Here is a 23,437-nt window from a genome sequence, read left to right on the forward strand (position 1 = left end):
AACTTTTAATTCTTAACTGTTTTGGGGGTGTTTTGAATTAATAATATAACCGAAATAACATTAATAGGATTTTTTGTTGGAGTTTTAGGTACGGGAATAGGCGGAGTATTTGCTGTAATATTGAAAAAACCCGGAGATAAATTACTTAGTTTTATTTTAGGTTTTTCGGCAGGTATTATGCTTACAATTGTGTGTTTTGATTTGCTTCCAAAGGCTTTTGAAAGAGGAAGTTTTTTTCTGATTATAATTGGAATATTATTTGGAGTTTTATTAGTAGTATTTGTTGATGAAAAAATTTTTAGTCATTGTAAAATAAAAGAAAATAAAGGATTTTTAAAGATGAGTGTATTAATTGGTTTTGGAATTGCACTGCATAATTTTCCAGAGGGATTAGCAATAGGTTCGGGATTTATGTTGACAAAAGAACTTGGAATAGGAATATCAATAGTGATAGCACTACATAATATACCTGAAGGAATATCTATGGCTGTTCCTATGAAGGTTAGCGGCATGTCGGGAATTAGGTCTTTATTTTATACTATGTTGGTAGGGCTGCCAATGGGATTAGGTGCGTTTATTGGAGCTGTACTAGGAGATATTTCTGAAGTTTTCGTTGCTTTTTGTCTGGCTTTTGCAGGTGGGACTATGCTTTACATAACATGTGGAGAACTTATACCAAAGTCGAATGAATTATCTTTTAAAAAAATATCATCATTAGGTTTGATTGTGGGATTTATTTTGGGATTATTTATTACTTTTGATTTTCATTTGTAAAAAAAGAGTATTTTTTTTAAAGATTTAAAAAATCGACATGAAAACTTGAAACATAGGATTTGCAACTTGGAACTAACATATTAACTAGAAGACAGTAATTGTGTATAATAAAAAAGATAGGTAACAGATTATAGATAATAAGTAATAATGAATAAGTGGAAAAATATACAATTAAATTGATGTAAAGGAATGGTTACAAATGATAAATACAAAATTTATAAATATTGATCCTGACAATATAGATATGGAAAAATTGAAAATAGCTGCAGATATTTTAAAAAATGGTGGAACAGTTGCTTTTCCAACAGAAACTGTATATGGACTGGGTGCAAATGCACTTTGTGAGGAAGCTGTAAAAAAGATTTTCAAAGCAAAGGGAAGACCTTCTGATAATCCACTTATAGTTCATGTTTCTAAACTTGAGGATATAAATGAGTTAGTTCTTGAGATTTCAGAAAAAGCACAGATAGTAATGGAGAAATTTTGGCCGGGACCAATTACTCTTATATTTAAAAAATCAGATATTGTACCTAAAATTGTAACAGGTGGACTTGATACAGTAGCTATTAGATTGCCATCTCATCCTATAGCTAGAAAATTAATAAAGCTTTCAGGAGTTCCAGTTGCAGCACCTAGTGCAAATCTATCAGGAAAGCCTAGTCCGACAAAAGAAAAACATGTTACTCATGATTTAATGGGAAGGGTAGATGCAATAGTTTGTGGTGGAGATACTGAGGTAGGAGTAGAATCTACAGTTTTAGATTTGACTTCAAATGTTCCAATGATATTGCGACCGGGTGGTATAACTAAAGAAGATTTACAAGAAGTTATAGGAAAAGTAGAAACAGACCCAGCTATATTGAGTAAGGTGGAAAGTAATTTAGTACCTAAATCACCGGGTATGAAATATACTCATTATTCACCAAATGCTGAAGTAATATTAGTAGATGGAAGAATAGAGGAAGTTGTAAAAGTTATAAATAAAGTGAAGAAAGAAAAGGAATGTGAAGGATATAAAGTTGGAGTTATGGCAACAGAAGAAACAAAGGATAAGTATTTTGGAGAAAATATAATTTCTCTTGGAAGTAGAAAAGACCTTAAAACTGTAGCAGCTAATTTGTTTAAAGTTTTGAGAGAATTTGATGAAAAAAGGGTAGATATAGTATTAGCAGAAACATTTGAAGAAGTAGGTATTGGACAAGCTATAATGAATAGACTTATGAAAGCAGCAGGATATAATGTTATACATGCATAGGTAAATAATAATTAATAATGAATAATGAATAGGTGAATTAGTTACGAGAGTCGAGAGCCGAGAGCTGAGAACTAATTCAGAGGAGGTGTGTGTGATATATGAAGACTATTTTATTTGTATGTACTGGTAATACATGTAGGAGTAGTATGGCTGAAGCTTTATTTAAAAGTATGATTTATGATTTAGGAGAAAAAGCTAAAGATATAAAAGTTTTATCAGCTGGTACTTTTGCTATTCCAGGACAAAAAGCTTCTAAAAATGCTATAGAGGTAATGAAGGAGAGAAATATAGACCTTGAGGGGCATATTTCTACTCCTTTAACGAAAGAACTTGTAGAAGAATCTGATTTGATACTTACTATGACAAGAAATCATAAAGAGCAGATATTAAATGCACTGCCTGAAGTGAAAGAAAAAGTTTATACGTTAAAAGAGTTTGTAGAAGATGCTACAGGGTTTGACATATCTGATCCATTTGGACAAGACATAGAAGTATATAGAAAGTGTGCAGATGAAATAGAAGAAGCTCTAAAAAAAGCATTAAACAAAATAATTGAAGATGGAAATGAATAATAAATAATAAAAAATTTTCTACAAGGAAATTTAATTTAAACAACTTATAAAAATTTTTTAATAAATTAAAATATATAGAGGAATTTAGAGAAATATGTAGAATTTATTATAGGTTTATGCTTCAGAAAGGAATTTTGTTAGTTATGATTTAAGGAGGTGTGTGTAGTTGAAGATAGCAATAGGAAGTGATCATGGAGGATATAATTTAAAAGAAGCTATAAAAAAGCATCTTGAAGAAAAGGGAATAGAATATAAAGATTTTGGTACAAATAGTACTGAGTCTGTTGACTATCCCGAATTTGGTGAAAAAGTTGCACAGGCAGTAAAATCAGGCGAATTTGATAGAGGAATAGTTTGCTGTGGTACGGGTATTGGTATATCAATATCAGCAAATAAAGTGCCGGGAATAAGATGTGCGGTGGTATCTGATACTTTCTCAGCAGAAATGTCAAGACTTCATAATGATGCCAATATACTGGCTTTAGGTGAGAGAGTTGTAGGAAAGGGATTAGCTTTAAAAATAGTAGATGTTTGGCTTGAGGCAGAATTTGAAGGCGGAAGGCATGAAAGGAGAGTAAATAAAATTAAAGAAATAGAAGCAAAATACAGCAAATAATAGGAGAGGAGTTGTTTTCATGAAGAATGTTTTTGTTATGGACCACCCGCTTATACAACATAAATTGAGTTTAATAAGAGATAAGAATACGGGCACTAAAGAATTCAAGGAATTAGTAAGAGAAGTTTCTATGCTTATGGCATATGAAGTAACGAGAAATCTTCCTTTAGAAGAAATTGAAATAGAAACTCCTGTTTGTAAAACGAAGGCAAAAGTTTTAGCAGGAAGAAAATTAGGTATTGTGCCTATATTAAGAGCTGGTCTTGGAATGGTAGACGGATTTTTAAATCTTCTTCCAGCAGCAAAAGTAGGACATATAGGTTTATATAGAGATCCGGAAACATTAGAACCTGTAGAATATTACTGCAAGTTGCCTACAGATATAGAAGAAAGAGAACTCATAGTTGTTGACCCAATGCTTGCTACAGGTGGTTCAGCAAAAGCAGCTATAAAATTTATTAAGGATAGAGGAGCAACAAATATAAAGTTTGTATGTTTAATTGCAGCTCCAGAAGGTGTTGAAGCAGTGCATAGAGAACATCCAGATGTAGATATATATGCAGCAGCAGTTGATGAGAGATTAAATGATCATGCATATATAGTACCGGGACTTGGAGATGCAGGAGATAGATTATTTGGAACTAAATAAATCAATTAGTAGAAAATCCACATTGTCATATTATAGACAATGTGGATTTTTGTCGATTATGCACTTAAACAACTCATTAGTAATTAATTAAAAATAGAATTAAGAATTAGTTGAGGATTAAGAGTTGTAAAAAACAGTTAAAAGAATTAAAAAGTTAAATTTTTTTAAGGATTTAAAGAATTATCCTAAAACTTGCAATGTAAAACTTGGTACTTTTTATATGACAAAAAATTCAAAAAATAGATATTGACACTTTTTGAAAACGTTTATATAATAAAAATGCATGACAAAATTTTAACAAAAAAAGGAGTGTTGTTTGAGGTATGTGGGAAAAAAATATGCCTATTAATGAAGTTAGAGAAATTAGGGGGAAAACTACTATTTTTTTAGGTGCAGGAGCAATTAAAAAAATATTTGACATAGCAAAGGAATTAAAGGAAAAAGATATAGATAAGGTGGCTATAGTAACAGGAAAATCATCGTATATTAAATGTGGAGCATGGGAACATGTAGAAAAAGCATTAAAAGAAAATGATATTGAATTTGTTTTATATAACAAGGTAACTCCAAATCCAATGAGTACACAAGTGGATGAAGCAACAAAAATGGCAAGAGAATTAGGTGCTAAAGCAGTAATTGGTATTGGTGGGGGTAGTCCAATTGATACAGCAAAGTCTGTTGCAATTATGACATTATATCCTGATTATACTACTGCTGATTTATATGAATATAGATTTATAGCGAAAAAATCTCTTCCAGTAATAGCAATTAATACAACTCATGGAACAGGAACTGAAGCAGATAGATTTGCAGTTGTAAGTGTCTTAGAAGGTGGAAAAGAATACAAACCAGCAATAGCTTATGATTTTAGTTATCCGATGTATTCTATAGATGATCCTCAGTTAATGCTTTCTCTACCGAAATTTCAAACTGCATATACTGCAATAGATGCTATAAATCATGTTGTAGAAGCCTGTACTACTAATGTGACAACTCCATATTCTGTAATGCTTGCAAAGGAAACTGTAAGATTGATGGCTAAATATTTACCAGTAGCATTGGAAAATGGAAAAGATTTGGAAGCAAGATATTATTTAACATATGCTTCTACAATTGCAGGTATTTGTTTTGATAATGGAATGCTTCATTTAACTCATGCTCTAGAACATCCATTAAGTGCGATAAAGCCTGATTTAGCTCATGGATTAGGATTAGCAATACTGTTACCTTCAGTGATAAGAAATATTTATCCAGCAAAGCCTGAAATATTAGCAGATGTATTATCGCCTATAGTACCGGGTTTAAAAGGCAAAGGTGAAGAGGCTGAAGAAGCAGCAAAAGGTGTAAGAGATTGGTTAAAATCTGTTGGAGTAAGTGAAACACTATCAGATATAGGATTTAAAGAAGAAGATATAGATAGATTAGTTGAATTAACTTTTGAAACTCCTAGTTTGGACTTATTATTGAATTGTTCTCCTGTACCAGCGACAAAAGAATTGGTAGAAAAAATTTATAGAGAATCTTTATAAAGTTTAGTAAATCAGTGGGGATGCCATATGACTGTGGCATCCTTGTTTTATTGTTAAGAAATTCAAACAATTTTTACAAGAATTAAAAAGTTAGAATTTTTAAAAGACATTGAAAGATTGACACTAAAACTCGTAACATGTAATATGAAATTTGTGACTTAATAACAGTAGAGGTAGTAAATAGTTTTTTAAAATTGGTAATATTGCAGGTCCTAATTTGATATATTTTAGAGGATTTATGAATAAGAATGTAGAAGGTAATAATAGGATTAGTTAGATTGAGCATATGTTGTGATAGTAGTTTTTTTAAAAAGTTTATTTGCAATTTGGAACTTGAAATTTTTGATGAGGTGGTATAAAAATGCGTCCTGATTGGAATCATTATTTTATGGAGATGGCAGAGACTGTTAAAAGCAGGTCTACATGTTTAAGAAGAAAAGTAGGAGCAGTTATCGTTAAGGATAAGAGAATATTAGCTACTGGATATAATGGTTCGCCTACTGGAACAGTGCATTGTATAGATGCTGGGTGTTTAAGAGAACTTTATAATATACCTTCAGGGCAAAGAGCAGAATTGTGTAGAGGTACTCATGCTGAACAAAACGCTATAGTTCAAGCAGCATATCACGGTGTAAGTGTAAAAGGTAGTACTTTATATGTAACTCTTCAGCCTTGTGTATTGTGTGCAAAGATGGCTATAAATGCTGGTATAAAGAAGATATACTATAAGGGAAATTATCCTGATGAATTGGCATTAAAAATTCTTGATGAAGCTGGTGTAGAGCTTATAAAAATTGATTAATTTTTTATTACAAATAAAATTATTATTTTACTTTATGATAAATTTGATATAAAATTAATTAGCAGGATAGTTTGTATAAATTTTTATTTAATATTTGGTGAATTGTTAAATTTTAAGGAGTGTTTAATGTGACAAAGTATATTTTACCTATGATTGTAGCAGCTATGGTTAGTTTGGTTACAACTCCTTTAGTAAAAAAATTAGCTTATAAATTGGGAGCTATAGATATACCTAAAGATGATAGAAGGATACATAAAACTCCTATTCCACGATTAGGAGGTCTTGCTATATATTTGGGATTTTTGATTAGTGTACTGATTTTTTTAGAAGTTGATAGAGCCATAGCTGGAATGATAATAGGTGCTTCTATAATAATAATTACTGGGATTATAGACGATTTAAATCCGTTACCGCCGAAAGTAAAGTTAACTTTACAAATAATATCTGCTTTAGTTTTGGTAAAATTTGGAGTAAAAATAGATTTTATATCTAACTTTTTTAAATCAGGAAAAGTAATAGATTTGAAAATTTTAAGTATTCCAATAACAATTTTTTGGATTGTTGGTATTACAAATACTGTTAATCTTATAGACGGTTTAGATGGACTAGCTGCAGGTATTTCTTCCATAGTAGCTATAACTTTGGCATATATAGCTTATGTTAATCAGTCGATTATACCAAATGCAGGTGAAACTGCTATACTTACATTAATTGTGGCAGGAGCATGTATTGGTTTTTTACCATATAATTTTAATCCTGCTAAAATATTTATGGGAGATACCGGTTCTTTATTCCTAGGATTTATATTAGCTGCAATATCTATAAATGGAAGTATAAAAGGAGCAACTACATTGGCGATAGTAGTTCCAATTTTAGCACTTGGATTACCTATATTTGATACTGCATTTGCAATTCTTCGCAGAGTTTATAATGGCAGACCTATAATGGAAGCGGATAAAGGGCATTTACACCACAGATTACTTTCAATAGGACTTTGTCAAAGAAGGGCAGTTTTAATTCTTTATTTAATAAGCTCTATGTTAGGACTGAGTGCGGCGTTTTTATTAAATCGCAGATATATGGATAGTATTATAATACTGGCTATAACTGCTATAGCTGTGGTAGTTCCAATAAATCAGACTTGGAATGGTAAGAGAAATTAAAATTGGGCAGAAGAATTTTTCTTCTGTCTATTTTTATGAATGTAAAATTTAAACATTTTATCCGTAATCTGCAAGCTCGCTGATAACTAATAAAAGTTTGGAACTAAAAAAGGAAAGGAATGAAATTGATGATTAATAACAGCAAATTAAAAATTATGTCTATATTTGGTACAAGACCTGAAGCTATCAAAATGGCTCCGGTAGTAAAAAAGTTAGAAGAAACTGATGGAATAGAATCTATAGTTTGTGTTACAGCTCAACATAGAGAAATGCTGGATCAAGTTTTAAATTTATTTGATATAAGACCGCAATATGATTTGAATATAATGAAGCCCGGACAAACACTTAGTGAAATTACTTGTAGAGCTTTAAAAGGACTTGAAAAAGTCATAAGAGAAGTACAGCCGCATATGGTTTTAGTACATGGAGATACTACAACTACTTTTGTAGGTGCTTTAGCTGCTTTTTATAATAAGACAAAAGTAGGACATGTTGAAGCAGGGCTTAGAAGTGGGAATATGTATTCACCTTATCCAGAAGAAGTGAATAGAAGCCTTACAGGTAGGCTTAGTCATCTTCACTTTGCACCTACTGAAGGAAATAAAAATAATCTTTTAAGAGAAGGAGTAAGAGAAGAAAATATTATTATTACTGGAAATACAGTTATAGATGCACTACTTAGTGTAGTAGATGATAATTATAAATTTGATATAGATATTTTAAATGAAATAGATTATAAAAATAAAAAGGTGATTTTACTTACATCTCACAGAAGAGAAAACTTAGGTAAACCTATGGAAAATATATTTTGTGCAGTTAAAGATGTAGTAGAAAAAAATAAAAATGTAGAAGTAATCTTTCCAGTTCATTTGAATCCTAAAGTTAGGGAAATAGCATATTCGATATTAGATGGATTAAATAGAGTACATCTTATAGAGCCTTTAGATTACGAACCTTTTGCAAATTTGATGAACAAATGTGATATAGTGTTGACTGATTCAGGTGGAATTCAAGAAGAAGCCCCTTCACTAGGGAAACCAGTATTGGTTTTGAGGACAGAAACAGAAAGACCGGAAGCAGTAAAGGCTGGTACAGTTAAAATAGCTGGGGTAGAAAGGGAAAATATTTTTAAGTTAACAGATGAACTTATTAATAATAAAGATGAATATGACAAAATGGCAAATGCAATAAATCCGTATGGTGATGGAAAAGCGTCAGAAAGAATAGTTAAAGCAATAAGGGAATATTTTGGGGAGAGAAATTAGGAGTTAAGAGTTAAAAGTTAAGAGTTATAAAGACCTTAAAGGGTTGACTCTATAAGCTGAGAGCTGGGAACTGATAACCGAAAACTGATAACTAAAAAAAGGAAAGAGTAAGCCTGCAAATTATATGTAAAGGGGGACCAAAAGCATATTTTTGCAGTAAACTCTTTCCTTTTAATTTTAATATGGACTATTTTTTTATTTATTATTCATAAAGCAGAAAATTTTTTTGAAAAAATTTTTTATGATAATTCATTAACAAAGCATATGTATGCTATAATACAAATATAATGGGTATAATATTTTTAGATTTTTAATAAATTTTTATTTAAGAGGGAAATAAAAATTTATGTCGAATTAATATATATTCAGAGCAAATAAGCAAATAATTAAAAATTAGGAATTAAAAATTAAAAATTAAGAATTAAAAGACCTTAAGCTGAGAGCAGAGAGCAGAAAGCTGGGAACTAATAACAGCTTATATAAGACTTGTATAATTATTTTAAATATTATAAAATTTTATATGAAATGATTTTTGGGAGATAATATAAATTATGGGTAATAATAAATTTAGAATGTATGAAAATCTGGCATTTTTAACTTACATAGGTATAATGATGGTTACTCCTATATTTGGAGGAGTTGTAATAGGAAAATTTTTAGATGACAAATTTGGGACTGGAAATGTATTTTTATTTATATTTGTGATTATAGGTGTATTATCATCATTTACAAGTTTGTATAAAATTACAATGAAAATGAATAAAAGGAAGTGAAGTAGTTGGGTGCAACCCGAGATTTGCAGATAAGAACTATTAAGTTAGTTTTTATTATAGATTTAATTCTTATAGTTTTGTCATTTTTGATATTTGATAAATCAATGCCTTGGATATTAGGTCTTATTTTTGGAAGTGCAATAAGTTCGCTGAATTTTATTGAATTAGGTAAGACATTAGAAAGAGCTGTTACAATGCCTCCAAGTAGAGCTCAAGCTTATGCTGCATCGAAATATTTTGTTAGGTACATAATAACTGGTGTAGTTATATATGTTTCATTGAAGGCTGATTATATAAATGTATTAGGTACTATTATAGGGTTGTTTTTAGTAAAGTTTGTAATTATTTCAACAAACTTATTTAATGATAAGCAGTATTTTAAAAACATTTTGAAAAGAAAGGAGGCGGACTAATGGAAGGCTTTGGTCCTAGAGTCGTATTTACCATACCAGGAACTAATATTGCTGTTACAGAAACAGTTACAGTTACCTGGTTCATAATGGGACTACTTGCATTATTTTCATATTTTGCAACAAGACATTTTGATAAAGTTCCTAAAAAATTTCAGAATTTTGTTGAAGTATTAGTTGAAGCAGTATATAACTTAACAAGACAGACTATGGGTGAGAATAAAATGTCTTTTGCCCCATATATGGGAACAATATTAATATTTTTAGCTATAGCCAATATAGCAGGCTTATTTGGGCTGAGACCACCTACAGCCGATGTAAATACTACCCTTGGGCTTGCGACTATTACCTTTTTTATGATTCATTTAAGTGGTATAAAGTCAAAGGGTATAGGAGGATATTTGAAGGGATTTTTAGAGCCATTCCCTTTATTATTACCTCTTAATGTAATTGGAGAATTAGCAACTCCAATTTCTTTAGGATTTCGTCTATTTGGTAATATAGTTGGTGGTTTTATCATAATGAACTTATTATATGGTGCATTGGGAGCACTAAGTGCAAAACTTGGAATAATGGTTCCTATATTCCAAGCTGGTATACCAGCACCACTTCATATTTACTTTGATTTATTTGCAGGAATACTGCAGTCTTTTATATTTACAATGCTGACCATGGTATTTGTAGCAATGGCCATGGATTAGCCCATACATAGGATGGGGGTGAAACTTTTGGAGTCAACCAATTTTATTATTAAATTTCTTCAGTGGTTGATGACTTTTGACAAAAAAGCTTTAGTACTTGCTGCATCAGCTATTGGAGCAGGTCTTGCGATGATAGCTGGTATAGGTCCGGGAGTAGGACAAGGTTATGCAGCAGGTAAGGGAGCTGAAGCAGTTGGACTTAATCCTGAAAGTGGTAAACAAACTACAATGGTAATGCTTTTAGGAGCAGCAGTTGCAGAAACTTCAGGTATTCTTGCATTAGTTGTTGCTTTGATATTACTTTTTGGTAATCCTCTTGTAAATGCAAAGGGTGCTGCCATAGTAGTAGCTGCATCAGCTATTGGAGCAGGTTTTTCAATGATAGCTGGTATAGGTCCGGGAGTAGGACAAGGTTATGCAGCAGGAAAAGGTACTGAAGCAGTAGGAAGAAGACCTAAGTATCAGCCGAATATAGTAAGAGCCATGTTTTTAGGACAGGCAGTTGCACAGACAACAGGTATATATGCACTTATTATTGCGTTAGTGTTAATGTTTGCAAATCCATTGATTAAATTATTATAGCTTGTGGTAAAAAATAGATTGAGAGTTATAAATTTAAAAAGTAAATTACTTAATTTAGTGATAAAAAATGTATTTTAAACAAAAAACAAATTATTTTTGAAAATTAAAGGAGGAATTTATAATGGAACCAATTACAGGTAAAGCATTAGTATTAGCTTGTTCAGCGATAGGTGCAGGTTTAGCAATGATAGCAGGTATAGGACCTGGTATAGGACAGGGATATGCAGCTGGTAAGGGTGCAGAAGGTGTTGGAAGACAACCTGAAGCTCAAGGTGATATAGTAAGAACAATGCTTCTTGGTGCTGCAGTTGCAGAAACAACTGGTATCTACGGTCTAATTATAGCTCTAATCCTATTATTTGCTAACCCACTTGTAAAGTTATTAGGTTAGTAGGAGATGGATTTTGCCATCTCCAAATTTTCGGATTTTCGAAGTTAGGAGGAGGGGATTAGATGCTAAGAGCTGGATTAGTTCAACTTGACTGGACATTTGTCTTTCAGATTATAAATACTTTTATACTATATCTAATTCTAAAGAAACTTTTATTTAAACCAGTTACAGAATTTATGGCAAGTAGACAAGAAGGTATTAAAAAGTCATTAGAAGAAGCTGCTTTAAAAAATAAAGAAGCTGATGAAAAGAAAGAAGAGTATTTAACTAAAATTAGAGGTGCAGAAGAAGAAGGAAGACAAATAATCAAAGATGCTTCAAAGAGAGCAGAAGAAAGAGCTAATGAAATTATAAAGACTGCTCAAAAAGAAGCAGATGAAATAAAAGAAAGAGCTAGAATAGAGATTGAGCGTGAAAAAGAAAAGGCTATAAACTCTCTTAAAGATGAAATTACTTCTATTGCTATGCTTGCCGCTTCAAAAGTTATAGAAAAAGATTTAGACGAAAATAGTCATAAAACTCTTGTTAAAGAGTTTATAGATAAGGTAGGCGAAACAAGATGGCAAAATTAGTATCTAAAACTTATTCAGAAGCCTTATTTGAGGTGGCACTTGAAGAAAATAAAATAGACCTTTTTTTAGAAGAGTTAAAGTTTATAGTAGATACTTTTAAGATGTATCCTGAATTTTATAGTTTATTTAAAAGTCCGTTATTAAAAGTTGATGAAAAGAAGAAAGTAGTTTCAGAAGTTTTTGGCGATAAATTAAGTCAAGAAATGAATAACTTTTTAAAGATAATATTAGATAAAAAGAGGGCTTATTATATAGAACAAATTAAAAATGAATATGAAAAGATGGTCAATGAATATAAGGGAATAATAAAAGCTGTTGCTGTAACAGCTATTCCTTTAACTGAAGAAGAAAAGAATAATCTTGAAGAAAAATTATCTGAATTAACTGGCAAAAGTATAAAGCTTACTAATGAAATTGATAAAAATGTTATTGGTGGTGTATTAGTAAAGCTTGGTGATAAAGTTATTGATGGAACAATCAAAGGCAGACTTGAGGAATTAAAGGAAAACTTGGCACAGATAGTTGTTTAAATATATTTTAAGATATAAATTTTACTCAGACTAATAACTTAGCTGACAGAGTTAATATTAAAATAAGGAATTTATTGCCGTTAGTCATTAAGTTATTAATGTGTAGATTTGAAATGTAATGAGATTTTACAAGTTTTATATACAAATGTTAGGGGTGAGTAGACCATGAATCTTAGACCTGAAGAAATAAGTTCTGTGATAAAAGCGCAGATTAAAAGATATGAAAATAAACTTGAAGTTGAAGATGTTGGTACAATTATTCAGGTTGGTGATGGTATAGCGAGAATCCATGGCCTTGAAAAATGTATGGCTGGAGAGCTTTTAGAATTTCCAGGAGAAGTTTATGGCATGGTTCTTAACTTAGAAGAAGATAATGTTGGTGCAGTTTTGCTAGGTTCTGATGAAAATATTAAAGAAGGCGATATAGTTAAGCGTACAAATAGAATAGTTGAAGTTCCAGTAGGAGAAGCTCTTATTGGTCGTGTTGTAAACTCTCTAGGACAGCCTATAGACGGTAAAGGTCCTATAAAAGCTGAAAAATTTAGACCTATAGAGTCAGATGCACCTGGAGTTGTAGACAGAAAATCTGTACATGAACCTCTTCAAACAGGAATTAAGGCTATTGATTCTATGATTCCTATAGGAAGAGGACAAAGAGAGCTTATTATAGGTGATAGACAGACAGGTAAAACTGCTGTTGCCATAGATACTATAATAAATCAAAAAGATGAAGATGTGATTTGTATATATGTTGCTATAGGACAAAAGAAATCAACAGTAGCTCAAATAGTTGATACTTTACAGAAATTTGGAGCTATGGATTATACTATAGTAGTATCAGCTTCAGCTAGTGAACCAGCTCCACTTCAATATATTGCTCCTTATGCAGGTTGTGCAATGGGAGAAGAATTAATGTATCAAGGAAAGCATGTACTCATTATATATGATGATTTATCTAAACATGCCGTAGCTTATCGTGCTATGTCACTATTACTTCGCCGTCCACCTGGACGTGAAGCATATCCTGGAGATGTATTCTATCTACATAGTAGATTGCTTGAAAGAGCTGCAAAACTTAATGATAAGTTGGGTGGAGGTTCATTAACAGCTCTTCCTATTATAGAAACACAAGCTGGTGACGTATCAGCGTATATACCTACAAATGTTATATCTATTACTGATGGACAGATATACTTAGAGTCAGAATTGTTCTTTGCAGGACAAAGACCTGCAGTTAATGCTGGTATATCAGTATCACGTGTTGGTGGAGATGCGCAAATTAAGGCTATGAAAAAAGTTGCTGGTAAGATTAAGTTAGAACTAGCACAGTACAGAGAACTTGCTGCTTTTGCACAGTTTGGTTCAGAACTTGACAAAGATACTAGAGAAAGACTTGCTCAAGGACAAAGACTTATGGAAATATTAAAGCAGCCACAATATACTCCTATGAGGGTAGAAGACCAAGTTATGATTATTTATGCAGCTGTAAATAGATATTTAAGAGAAATTGAAGTGGAAGATATTAAAAAATATGAAGCGGAATTTTTAGAGTTTATGAGAAACAATCATCCAGAAATAGGAAAGACAATTAAAGAAACAGGAAATCTTGAAGAAGATACAGAAAACAAATTAAAAGCAGCTATAGAAGAATTTAACAAGATATTTAAATCAAAAATTAAGTTAGAGAAATAATTATAGTAGTATTTAGAGAAGCACCTTTGCCGAGTGCTAAAAGCACCGGTATTGTTCGGGAGGTGAAACCGCTATGGCAGGAATGGGTATGCGTGATATAAAGCGTAAGATTCGAAGTGTAAATAGTACGAAGCAGATAACTAAGGCTATGGAGCTTGTTTCTACTGCTAAACTTAAAAGAACTAGAGATAGACTTGAAATAACACAGCCTTATTTTGAAACTGTAAAAAATACAGTTCAAGATATACTTAAAAATTCAAAAGATTTAAAACATGAATATCTAAACGAGCGTGAAGTAAAAAAGAGCTTATATATAATTATTACTGCTGATAGAGGACTTTGTGGTGGATATAATATAAATGCTATTAAAAAAGCTGTGGAAGATATTAAAAGTAAAGAAGATGCTGTGATTATTGCGATAGGACAAAAAGCAAGGGATTATTTTAAAAAGAGAGATTATAAAGTAGTACGTGAGTTTGTTCATATATCAGAAAAGCCTGAATATAAACATGCTAGAATAATTGCTAAAGAAGCTTTAACTCTATATAAAGAGGAAAAAGTAGACGAAGTTAAAATTATCTATACAAAGTTTATAAGTACTATTTCACAAGAGGCTCAGATACTAAGACTTTTGCCTGTTGATAAGAAAGATGAAGATGAAAAGGTAGAGTTTAAGTTTGTCTCTTATGAACCTTCTCCTGAAGCAGTACTTGATTATTTAGTTCCAAAATATATTGAAAGTACTGTTTATGGAGCTATGGTTGAATCAGCGGCATCAGAACAAGCAGCTAGAAGAATAGCTATGGAAAATGCTACGGATAATGCTGAGGAAATGATAGATAACTTGACACTTTCATTTAACCAAGCTCGTCAAGCAGCTATTACTCAAGAGATTTCAGAAATTGTTGGTGGTGCAGAAGCACTGAAGTAAACTAGGTAACAGGTATTAGGTTGCAGGTTACAGAGATAAGGTTTTGCTTATAGGTTTTAGACTCTATAGAGAACTTTAAAATGTTACCTGTCATCTGTTACTTGATTATAGGGAAAGGATGTGAAGTCAGCATGGCACAAAATGTGGGAAAGATAGTTCAAATCATAGGTCCTGTTGTTGACGTTAGATTTGAAACTGAAAATCTTCCTAATATTTTAAATGCGATAGAAATAAAGCATAATGATAGAAAGATTATTGCCGAAGTTGCACAACATATAGGGGATAATACAGTTAGATGTATAGCTATGTCATCTACAGATGGATTAATAAGAGGAATAGAAGCAGTTGATACAGGAGCACCTATTTCTGTACCAGTTGGGAAAGCTACTCTTGGACGTCTTTTTAACGTTCTTGGTGAAACTATAGATGAAAAAGAACCACCTAAAGCGTCAGAAAAATGGCCTATTCACAGACCAGCTCCTTCCTTTGAAGAACAAGAAACTGCAACAGAAATACTTGAAACAGGTATTAAAGTAGTTGACCTTATTGCTCCATATGCAAAGGGTGGTAAGATAGGATTATTTGGAGGAGCAGGAGTTGGTAAGACAGTTTTAATACAGGAACTTATTAACAACATAGCAAAAGAACATGGAGGACTTTCTGTATTTGCAGGAGTTGGTGAAAGAACAAGAGAAGGTAATGACCTTTATCATGAAATGATAGATTCAGGAGTTATTGATAAAACTACAATGGTATTTGGCCAGATGAATGAACCGCCTGGAGCAAGAATGCGTGTTGCTCTTACTGGGCTTACTATGGCTGAATATTTTAGAGATGAGCAAGGTATGGACGTACTTTTGTTTATAGATAATATATTCAGATTTACACAAGCGGGTTCAGAGGTTTCAGCGTTGCTTGGCCGTATGCCGAGTGCCGTTGGTTATCAGCCTACATTAGCAACAGATATGGGTGCACTTCAGGAAAGAATTACATCTACTAAAAAGGGTTCAATTACATCAGTACAAGCAGTATACGTTCCGGCAGACGACCTTACAGACCCAGCACCAGCTACTACATTTACACATCTTGATGCTACAACAGTTTTATCAAGGTCAATTGCTGAGCTTGGTATATATCCAGCTGTTGACCCACTTGATTCAACATCAAGAATATTAACACCTGAAATAGTTGGTGAAGAACATTATAGAGTTGCTCGTGGTGTTCAAGAGATACTTCAAAGATATAAAGAGCTTCAAGATATAATTGCAATACTTGGTATGGATGAACTTTCAGATGAAGATAAATTAGTAGTTGCTAGAGCAAGAAAAATACAGAGATTCTTGTCACAGCCATTCCACGTTGCTGAACAATTTACTGGTTTTCTAGGAAAATATGTACCGCTTAAAGAAACAATAAGAGGTTTTAAAGAAATACTAGAAGGTAAGCATGATGACCTTCCAGAATCAGCATTCCTTTATGTTGGTACAATAGATGAAGCAGTGGAAAAAGCGAAAAATAGTTAATAGGTAATAGGTTACAGGGAACAGATAACAACTGTCCCCTGTCATCTGTATTACTGGAGGTGTATGATATGGCATCGACTTTTCAGTTGGAAATAGTTACTCCAGATAGAAAGTTTTTTGAAGGCGAAGTAAATATGGTTACAGTTAGAACGTCTGAAGGAGATATTGGTATATTAAAGAACCATATGCCAACAATTGCTCCACTTTCGATAGGAGTAATAAGAATAAGACAAGATGGACAGTTAAAACAGGCTACTTGTGCTGGAGGATTTGTAAGTGTAGATGAAGATAAAACTACAATTATAACTGATGCAGCAGAGTGGCCGGAAGAAATAGATGTTGCAAGAGCTGAAGCAGCAGCAAAAAGGGCAGAAGAAAGATTAAAAATGAAGTCACCTGAAATAGATATAGTAAGAGCTAAAATAGCTTTAAATAAAGCTTTAAATAGATTGAGAGTGGCAAAAGAAAAAAGATAAAAAGGTATTGAACTCTTTGTGGGTTCAGTACCTTTCTTTTTTTTATAAGAAACTATTTAATAAAAAAATCAAGTTAGAAATGATAGTTAGTAGTTAGTGGTAAAAGAGGTTTGCTACTAACTGAATTCTCAGCATGACAATTTGAAATTACAAAAATTGGAACTAAAGGATTGGAATATAAAGCTAAAAGAGCGTCGAAAAGACTTTTTTAATAAAAATTTTTAATTTAAGTATACATATATAACTGTTTGGCAATACTTAAAATAAAGAGGAAGAGAATAGCTTTAAAATATGATTTTCAGTCCCCCTTTGCATATTTTAAAGCACTTTCTCTTCCTTGCTCTCGATTTTCAGTCTAATGTCTTTTTAATTTTTAATTCTTAATTCTTAACTCTTAATTCTTAACTCATAAGCGGGGGTGAGGGATAGTGAAAAAATTGGGGCTTTATATATTTATTTTAATGTTATTTTTTTTAAGTATATTTAGCAGTGCAGAGGAGAAGCAGAATGAAGATTTAGTTGACTTAGCTTTAAAAAAATCTGGTGCACAAATGAAGGAAGTTAATATAAATAGTTATGTGATTTTTAAAAACACTTATATTCCTATTGACAAGGGAAAGCAAATATGTGATGATATTTCAGAAAGCTTAAATTTGTCAGCTTTAGATAGTAAGATATACAAGGAAGAAGGTTTTTTTCAGATAACTATTGAAGGTAAATTTGAAAAAGATATTTATACAACAATAATTTTACAAAGTTCTCAGTTTGATGATTTTAAAGAAAGTAGTATAGTCTTAGATGTAGTCAGTACTAAATCTGAGCTTGATTTTCAAGAGGTTTGTGATACAATAAGAAATGTCTTGAAAACTTATGGGAATCCTAATTTGAATATAAATTTAACTGGATGTTATGATGGATTCAAAGATACTGTAGAAATTGAAAAGATTATAAATGGAATTTTTACAGAGATAAAAGCTGAAAAAGTTGAAGGTATAATAGATGAAAACGTAGTAAGTATTACAGGATATGTAGAAAATTTAAAAGATTATATAACTGTTGGCGGTAAAAAAGTAAATATAAATATAGCAGGTAGATATAATTCATATGAAGATAAGACGTATATATGGATAGGAACACCATTAATAGTAACAGAGTATTAATTATATAGACTTGTTATTGAAAAATGTATTTTTTCTGCAAATTAGGCAGGAAAAACAAAAGCAAATGTAGAACAAAAATAAGTGTATTTTTTTGTAAAGAAGAAAGATAGTTTAAACTAGAATATATATTTGACAAGATGAAAAAGGAGGACCTCCATTGTCTAAAATTTTGGTACGTAAAAGTGGACCGTTAAAAGGAACAGTTAAAGTAAGTGGTGCAAAAAATTCAGTTTTACCTATAATGGCTGCATCACTATTAGCACAGGATACATGTGTACTTGAAGAAATTCCTGCATTGAGAGATGTAGAAGTTATGTCAGAAGTTTTAGCTTCATTAGGTGCAGATGTTAAAAAAAATGCAGATGGTATATTAGAAATAAAGTCAACTAAGGTAGATAATTTTGAAGCACCTTATGATTTGGTAAGTAAAATGAGAGCATCATTTTTAGTTATAGGACCATTATTAGCTAGAATGGGTAGAGCTAGAGTGTCTTTACCGGGTGGTTGTGCTATAGGAGCTAGACCTATAGATTTGCATTTAAAAGGACTTAGTGCATTAGGAGCAAAAATAAATCTAGGTCATGGATATGTTGAGGCGATAGCTGATAAATTGATAGGAGATAAGATATATCTTGATTTTCCTAGTGTAGGAGCTACAGAAAATATAATGATGGCTGCTTGTTTTGCTCAGGGGCAAACTATTATACAAAATGCTGCTGAAGAACCTGAAGTAGTTGACCTTGCCAATTTTTTAAACAGTTTAGGAGCTAATATAAAGGGTGCAGGTACTGACACAATAAGAATTCAAGGAGTAAAAGAACTCGGTGGAACAAGGCATACTGTTATTCCAGACAGAATTGAGGCAGGTACATATATGGTAGCAGCAGCTATAACTGGTGGAGACGTTACTATAAAGAATGCACTGCCTGACCATTTAAAGCCTATGATTGCAAAATTAAAGGAATGCGGAGTTGAGATAGAGGAAAATGGGGAACATATAAGAGTTGTGGCATCAAATGGTATAAAAGCAGTAGATATTAAAACGATGCCTTATCCTGGATTTCCCACAGATATGCAGTCCCAATTTATGGCACTTTTAAGTGTTGCAGAGGGGACTAGTGTAGTTATTGAAACAGTATTTGAAAATAGATTTATGCATGTAAGTGAATTAAATAGAATGGGTGCTAATATTAAAATAGAAGGTCATAGTGCTGTAGTTCAAGGAGTAAAATCTCTTGAAGGAGCTCAGGTAAGGGCTACTGATTTAAGAGCTGGAGCAGCACTTATACTTGCAGGACTTACAGCAGAAGGAGTAACAGAAATTAGCGATGTATATCATATAGATAGAGGATATGTAGAAATAGAAGAAAAACTTAAAAAACTTGGAGCTAATATCGAAAGAGTAGAGTAGCTGATAAAAGTTATCAAAACAAAAAATGACAGAATATTTATCTCTGTCATTTTTTGTTTTGATAGCATCACCATTTTGTACCTAAAGATATAGTTTTAGCTTTTTTAGTTTTACCTATTAGAATCCATAAATTATCTAAAAATTCTTGTTTGGCTATATTAAAGTTAAAGGATGAATATAAAGATGAAAGAATTAAGAGACCTTCAAACCAAGCCATAATTTGTTCACAGATAGAATCTTTCTTTATATCTATCCTTATCTCATTTCTTTTTTGGCCTATAGATAATATATGGATAATTGTATTGTTTAAAAGGTTATAATAATTATTAATGCTGTTTTTATAATCTTCTGCATCTAATGTAGAAAATAAAGTAGCAAAAATATTTACAGGTTTAATGTGTTTTTTATCTATCATTACTGATAATTGAATATGAAATTCTAGTAGTGTAGAAAATAAAGATTCAAACATTTCTTTAGATGACGTGCAATTTTCAGTAGATTTTAAAATGTTATATTCAAGTGATTCTAATATATTTTTTAAAGATATGTTAAAAAGTTCTTTTTTATTTTTAAAATGATAATAAATAGAAGGTTTTTTTATACCAACTTCTTCTGCAATAGAGGCTAGTGAAGTTTTTTCATATCCAAAATTTAAAAAATTTTTTATAGCAGCAGAAATAATTCTATCTTTTGTATTCATTTATATCACCACCTACCTATCGTTAGGTAGATTATAACATGAAAATTTATTGAAATGCAATTGGAATTTTGCCATTGACATTGCAAAAACTCTGGGATTATAATTTGAATATAAATTAGCTGAGCTCGGCTGGTTTAGTTAAAATTTTTGCAAAATTCATTTTAACTAAAAAATTGCAAAATTAGAATGGTAAAAGTTTTAAAATTTTATTTAAAAAGGGAGGATTATTATGGCGAACCTTTCAAAAGGTGGAAATGGTGAGTTTAAACCATTTATTTCCGCTGATAAAGTTTTACCAGAGTTTACTGGCACGTCTATATTTTTAGGAATTCTACTAGCTGTTGTCTTTGGAGCTGCAAACGCTTACCTGGGATTGAAAGTTGGTATGACAATAAGTGCTTCAATACCAGCAGCAGTTATTTCTATGGGACTTATAAGAGGAGTACTAAAGAAAGAATCTATACTTGAAAACAACATGGTTCAGACAATAGGTTCTGCTGGTGAATCGTTGGCAGCAGGAGCTATATTTACACTACCTGCATTATTTATTTGGACTAAAGAATGGAACATGGGAGCACCAAATCTTTTGACAATTACTGCAATTGCACTTTGTGGAGGTATATTAGGTGTTTTATTCATGGTTCCTTTAAGAAAAGCACTTATAGTTAAGGAACATGGAGTACTGCCATATCCAGAAGGTACAGCCTGTGCAGAAGTGCTTCTTGCAGGAGAAGAAGGTGGAGAAAAGGCAAAAGCATGTTTTACTGGTTTAGGAGTAGGTGCAGCATATAAGTTTATAGCAGATGGAATGAAGCTTTTCCCAAGTGAGATTGAAACAGCAATACCTGGCTACAAAGGTGCTGCTATTGGTGGAGATGTATTGCCAGCATTATTAGGTGTTGGTTTCATTATAGGACCTAGAATTTCAGCATATATGTTAGCTGGTGCAGTTTTAGGATGGTTTGGACTAATACCACTTATTGCAAACATAGGCGAAATGGGAGATATAATTATGTATCCAGCTTCAGTACCAATAAGAGAGCTTGGATACTGGGGAATTTGGAATTATTATATACGTTATGTTGGAGCAGGAGCCGTAGCTTTTGGTGGTATATTCAGCTTGATTAAATCACTTCCATTAATTGTTCAAACATTTAAAGAGGCAATGAAGGATTATTCTTCAGGTGTTGGCGGAAGTACTAGTGTAAGAACTGATAAAGATATGCCGATGAAAATAGTTCTTATAGGAAGTTTAGCTGTAGTTCTTGCAATGATGATGCTTCCAATAATTCCAGTAGGATTTGGAGGAGCATTATTAATAGCTATATTTGGATTCTTCTTTGCAACAGTTTCATCAAGAATAGTTGGTTTAGTTGGTAGTTCATCAAACCCTGTATCTGGTATGACAATAGCAACATTAATTATTACAGCTATTGCATTTAAAGCTACTGGTAATGATGGTCATGCTGGAATGATTGCTACTTTAACAGTTGGAGCTATTATCTGTATAATTGCAGCTATGGCTGGTGATACTTCTCAGGACTTAAAAACAGGTTTCCTTGTAGGAGCTACACCTTACAAACAGCAGTATGGTGAAATGTTAGGTGCTGTTGCATCAGCATTTGCAATAGGATTTGTTTTAGTACTTTTAAATAATGCATGGGGATTTGGTTCATCTGAACTTCCAGCTCCTCAAGCAACTTTAATGCGTCTTGTTATCGAAGGTGTTATGGGTGGAAGTTTACCTTGGGCATTAGTATTTACTGGAGTTGGTATAGGAGTTGCAGTTGAATTACTTGGTTTACCTGTACTTCCTATAGCTATCGGTTTATACTTACCAATACATTTAAGTACACCTATTATGGTAGGTGGTGTTATAAGAGGTATACTTGATAAGAAATTAGAAAAAGCTGAAGGAGAAAATGCAAGCATTAAGTCAAAAATTGAATCTGGTATTCTTTATGCTTCAGGTTTAATAGCTGGTGAAGGTTTAGTAGGTATATTGCTTGCAGTATTTGCTGTAATTGGATTAAAAGTAGCTATGAATATTAACTTAGGACAAATTGGTGCATTAATATTCTTTACACTATTAACACTTTCATTAGTTAAGTTTTCAGTATGGAGAAAAGATAGCTAATTAAAAGGGGATATTACATCCCCTTTTCAAATTTAAAATTTCAGTTTAGTATGCAGTTTGAAAGTCAAAGTATATAGAGGTGTTTATATGAAGAAAAACAAAATAAAAAAAGAAGATAATTTTTTAGAATTGATACCAGTAATTAAGGAAGGACAAGATTGGAAAATAAAAGAAGATGGACTTGTTCAGATATTGATACCTAGAAATGGGTTAATAGATAAGCTGGTTCGTATGTTTGTTAAAACACCTAAAATTATGAAAATAGACTTAGATGAAGTTGGAAGTTGTGTGTGGAAAGCAATAGATGGAAAGAGAAATATAGCTGAAATAGGGAATATTTTAAAAGAAGAATTTGGTGAAAAAGTTGAACCTCTATATGAAAGACTTGGGACTTATATTAATATATTGAGAAACAATAAATTTATTACTTTGGAAAAGGCAAGGGATTAATATGCTGTTTAGATATGTTTTAGAAGTCTTATTTTTAGCTGTAACAATAGCTTTTTTGGGAGCATGGGGAATAGTAAAACAGCAAAATAAGGGAAGAGAGTTAATACAAAGACTTTTTTTAAAGATTCAAAAAAAGGTAATTAAAGAATTGAAAATAAAAGGAAGTTTAAACATAAAAGAAATAGAAAAGATTATAAAAAATACTAAAGCTTCGCTATTTTGGAGCAGGGATAAAGTTAAAGTAGTTGAGCCCAAATTACTGGCAAAACAGTTAGTTGAATACATGCTTGAAAATGAAATTATTAAAGAAAAAAATGATAAAGGTCGTAAAGTATATATCCTCTATGAGGATAAAAAATAATTGGAATTATGA

The 23,437-nt window shown here is 31.8% G+C and carries 26 protein-coding genes; 25 read left to right on the top strand and 1 reads right to left on the bottom strand.

Annotated features, from left to right (window positions below):
- The first annotated feature begins 120 nt into the window (after positions 1 to 120).
- The 22 genes from BUA90_RS06310 (at position 121) to murA (ending at position 19,777) form a co-directional block, all read left to right on the top strand.
- Positions 121 to 774, top strand: coding sequence for a ZIP family metal transporter (locus BUA90_RS06310; protein WP_242945055.1), 654 nt, complete (start codon positions 121 to 123; stop codon positions 772 to 774).
- A 199-nt stretch (positions 775 to 973) separates the two neighbouring features.
- Positions 974 to 2,029: an L-threonylcarbamoyladenylate synthase gene (locus BUA90_RS06315; protein WP_072966735.1), complete on the top strand. Its 1,056-nt coding sequence runs from the start codon at positions 974 to 976 to the stop codon at positions 2,027 to 2,029.
- 98 nt (positions 2,030 to 2,127) lie between these two features.
- Positions 2,128 to 2,601, top strand: a complete 474-nt coding sequence (locus BUA90_RS06320; RefSeq protein WP_072966738.1) for a low molecular weight protein arginine phosphatase — start codon at positions 2,128 to 2,130, stop codon at positions 2,599 to 2,601.
- 166 nt (positions 2,602 to 2,767) lie between these two features.
- Positions 2,768 to 3,217 carry a ribose 5-phosphate isomerase B gene (gene rpiB / locus BUA90_RS06325; protein ID WP_072966740.1) on the top strand — a complete coding sequence of 150 codons (450 nt, stop codon included), beginning with the start codon at positions 2,768 to 2,770 and terminating at the stop codon, positions 3,215 to 3,217.
- A 19-nt stretch (positions 3,218 to 3,236) separates the two neighbouring features.
- Entirely contained in the window at positions 3,237 to 3,866 is a 630-nt protein-coding gene (upp, locus tag BUA90_RS06330) for a uracil phosphoribosyltransferase (protein ID WP_072966742.1), read from the top strand.
- Positions 3,867 to 4,189: 323 nt separating this feature from the next.
- Positions 4,190 to 5,395, top strand: coding sequence for an iron-containing alcohol dehydrogenase (locus BUA90_RS06335; RefSeq protein WP_072966744.1), 1,206 nt, complete (start codon positions 4,190 to 4,192; stop codon positions 5,393 to 5,395).
- A 361-nt stretch (positions 5,396 to 5,756) separates the two neighbouring features.
- On the top strand, positions 5,757 to 6,197 hold the full coding sequence (locus BUA90_RS06340; protein WP_072966746.1) for a deoxycytidylate deaminase: 441 nt from the start codon (positions 5,757 to 5,759) through the stop codon (positions 6,195 to 6,197).
- Positions 6,198 to 6,325: 128 nt separating this feature from the next.
- Complete coding sequence (locus BUA90_RS06345) at positions 6,326 to 7,360, top strand: glycosyltransferase family 4 protein (protein ID WP_094756768.1); 1,035 nt, start codon at positions 6,326 to 6,328, stop codon at positions 7,358 to 7,360.
- A gap of 128 nt (positions 7,361 to 7,488) precedes the next feature.
- Complete coding sequence (gene wecB / locus BUA90_RS06350; protein ID WP_072966748.1) at positions 7,489 to 8,625, top strand: non-hydrolyzing UDP-N-acetylglucosamine 2-epimerase; 1,137 nt, start codon at positions 7,489 to 7,491, stop codon at positions 8,623 to 8,625.
- A 551-nt stretch (positions 8,626 to 9,176) separates the two neighbouring features.
- Complete coding sequence (locus BUA90_RS06355) at positions 9,177 to 9,398, top strand: AtpZ/AtpI family protein (protein ID WP_094756769.1); 222 nt, start codon at positions 9,177 to 9,179, stop codon at positions 9,396 to 9,398.
- A 5-nt stretch (positions 9,399 to 9,403) separates the two neighbouring features.
- Entirely contained in the window at positions 9,404 to 9,811 is a 408-nt protein-coding gene (locus BUA90_RS06360; RefSeq protein ID WP_072966752.1) for an ATP synthase subunit I, read from the top strand.
- A complete protein-coding gene (gene atpB, locus BUA90_RS06365; protein WP_072966754.1) occupies positions 9,811 to 10,509 on the top strand; it encodes a F0F1 ATP synthase subunit A in 699 nt (232 codons plus the stop codon). The genes BUA90_RS06360 and atpB overlap by 1 nt, the downstream gene beginning before the upstream one ends.
- An 18-nt stretch (positions 10,510 to 10,527) precedes the next feature.
- On the top strand, positions 10,528 to 11,091 hold the full coding sequence (gene atpE / locus BUA90_RS06370) for an ATP synthase F0 subunit C (protein ID WP_242945056.1): 564 nt from the start codon (positions 10,528 to 10,530) through the stop codon (positions 11,089 to 11,091).
- Between the two features lie 121 nt (positions 11,092 to 11,212).
- Positions 11,213 to 11,482 carry an ATP synthase F0 subunit C gene (atpE, locus tag BUA90_RS06375; RefSeq protein ID WP_072966757.1) on the top strand — a complete coding sequence of 90 codons (270 nt, stop codon included), beginning with the start codon at positions 11,213 to 11,215 and terminating at the stop codon, positions 11,480 to 11,482.
- A 62-nt stretch (positions 11,483 to 11,544) separates the two neighbouring features.
- Positions 11,545 to 12,054 (top strand): F0F1 ATP synthase subunit B, encoded by a 510-nt coding sequence (gene atpF / locus BUA90_RS06380; RefSeq protein WP_072966759.1) that lies wholly within the window; start codon positions 11,545 to 11,547, stop codon positions 12,052 to 12,054.
- Positions 12,042 to 12,584: a F0F1 ATP synthase subunit delta gene (locus BUA90_RS06385; protein ID WP_072966761.1), complete on the top strand. Its 543-nt coding sequence runs from the start codon at positions 12,042 to 12,044 to the stop codon at positions 12,582 to 12,584. Before atpF ends, BUA90_RS06385 begins: the two co-directional genes overlap by 13 nt.
- Positions 12,585 to 12,749: 165 nt before the next feature.
- The gene (atpA, locus tag BUA90_RS06390; RefSeq protein WP_072966763.1) at positions 12,750 to 14,276 is read left to right on the top strand and encodes a F0F1 ATP synthase subunit alpha; all 1,527 of its coding nucleotides are present in this window, start codon (positions 12,750 to 12,752) and stop codon (positions 14,274 to 14,276) included.
- A 73-nt stretch (positions 14,277 to 14,349) separates the two neighbouring features.
- Entirely contained in the window at positions 14,350 to 15,207 is an 858-nt protein-coding gene (gene atpG, locus BUA90_RS06395) for an ATP synthase F1 subunit gamma (RefSeq protein ID WP_072966765.1), read from the top strand.
- 131 nt (positions 15,208 to 15,338) lie between these two features.
- On the top strand, positions 15,339 to 16,730 hold the full coding sequence (gene atpD, locus BUA90_RS06400; protein ID WP_072966768.1) for a F0F1 ATP synthase subunit beta: 1,392 nt from the start codon (positions 15,339 to 15,341) through the stop codon (positions 16,728 to 16,730).
- A gap of 68 nt (positions 16,731 to 16,798) precedes the next feature.
- Positions 16,799 to 17,206 carry a F0F1 ATP synthase subunit epsilon gene (locus tag BUA90_RS06405; RefSeq protein WP_072966770.1) on the top strand — a complete coding sequence of 136 codons (408 nt, stop codon included), beginning with the start codon at positions 16,799 to 16,801 and terminating at the stop codon, positions 17,204 to 17,206.
- A 428-nt stretch (positions 17,207 to 17,634) separates the two neighbouring features.
- The gene (locus BUA90_RS06410) at positions 17,635 to 18,366 is read left to right on the top strand and encodes a YwmB family TATA-box binding protein (RefSeq protein ID WP_072966772.1); all 732 of its coding nucleotides are present in this window, start codon (positions 17,635 to 17,637) and stop codon (positions 18,364 to 18,366) included.
- 157 nt (positions 18,367 to 18,523) lie between these two features.
- Positions 18,524 to 19,777, top strand: a complete 1,254-nt coding sequence (gene murA, locus BUA90_RS06415) for a UDP-N-acetylglucosamine 1-carboxyvinyltransferase (protein ID WP_072966774.1) — start codon at positions 18,524 to 18,526, stop codon at positions 19,775 to 19,777.
- A gap of 67 nt (positions 19,778 to 19,844) precedes the next feature.
- Here murA and BUA90_RS06420 read toward each other — a convergent pair whose 3' ends face one another.
- Positions 19,845 to 20,477: a TetR/AcrR family transcriptional regulator gene (locus BUA90_RS06420; protein ID WP_072966776.1), complete on the bottom strand. Its 633-nt coding sequence runs from the start codon at positions 20,475 to 20,477 to the stop codon at positions 19,845 to 19,847.
- Positions 20,478 to 20,706: 229 nt separating this feature from the next.
- Between BUA90_RS06420 and BUA90_RS06425 the strand changes: the two genes are divergently transcribed.
- From BUA90_RS06425 to BUA90_RS06435, 3 genes are all read left to right on the top strand, one after another.
- The gene (locus tag BUA90_RS06425; protein ID WP_072966778.1) at positions 20,707 to 22,614 is read left to right on the top strand and encodes an OPT family oligopeptide transporter; all 1,908 of its coding nucleotides are present in this window, start codon (positions 20,707 to 20,709) and stop codon (positions 22,612 to 22,614) included.
- Between the two features lie 87 nt (positions 22,615 to 22,701).
- On the top strand, positions 22,702 to 23,064 hold the full coding sequence (locus BUA90_RS06430) for a PqqD family protein (protein ID WP_072966780.1): 363 nt from the start codon (positions 22,702 to 22,704) through the stop codon (positions 23,062 to 23,064).
- Between the two features lies 1 nt (position 23,065).
- Positions 23,066 to 23,425: a hypothetical protein gene (locus tag BUA90_RS06435; protein ID WP_072966783.1), complete on the top strand. Its 360-nt coding sequence runs from the start codon at positions 23,066 to 23,068 to the stop codon at positions 23,423 to 23,425.
- The last annotated feature ends 12 nt before the right edge of the window (positions 23,426 to 23,437 follow it).

Source organism: Caminicella sporogenes DSM 14501, assembly GCF_900142285.1.
In the GTDB taxonomy this organism is placed as follows: domain Bacteria; phylum Bacillota; class Clostridia; order Peptostreptococcales; family Caminicellaceae; genus Caminicella; species Caminicella sporogenes.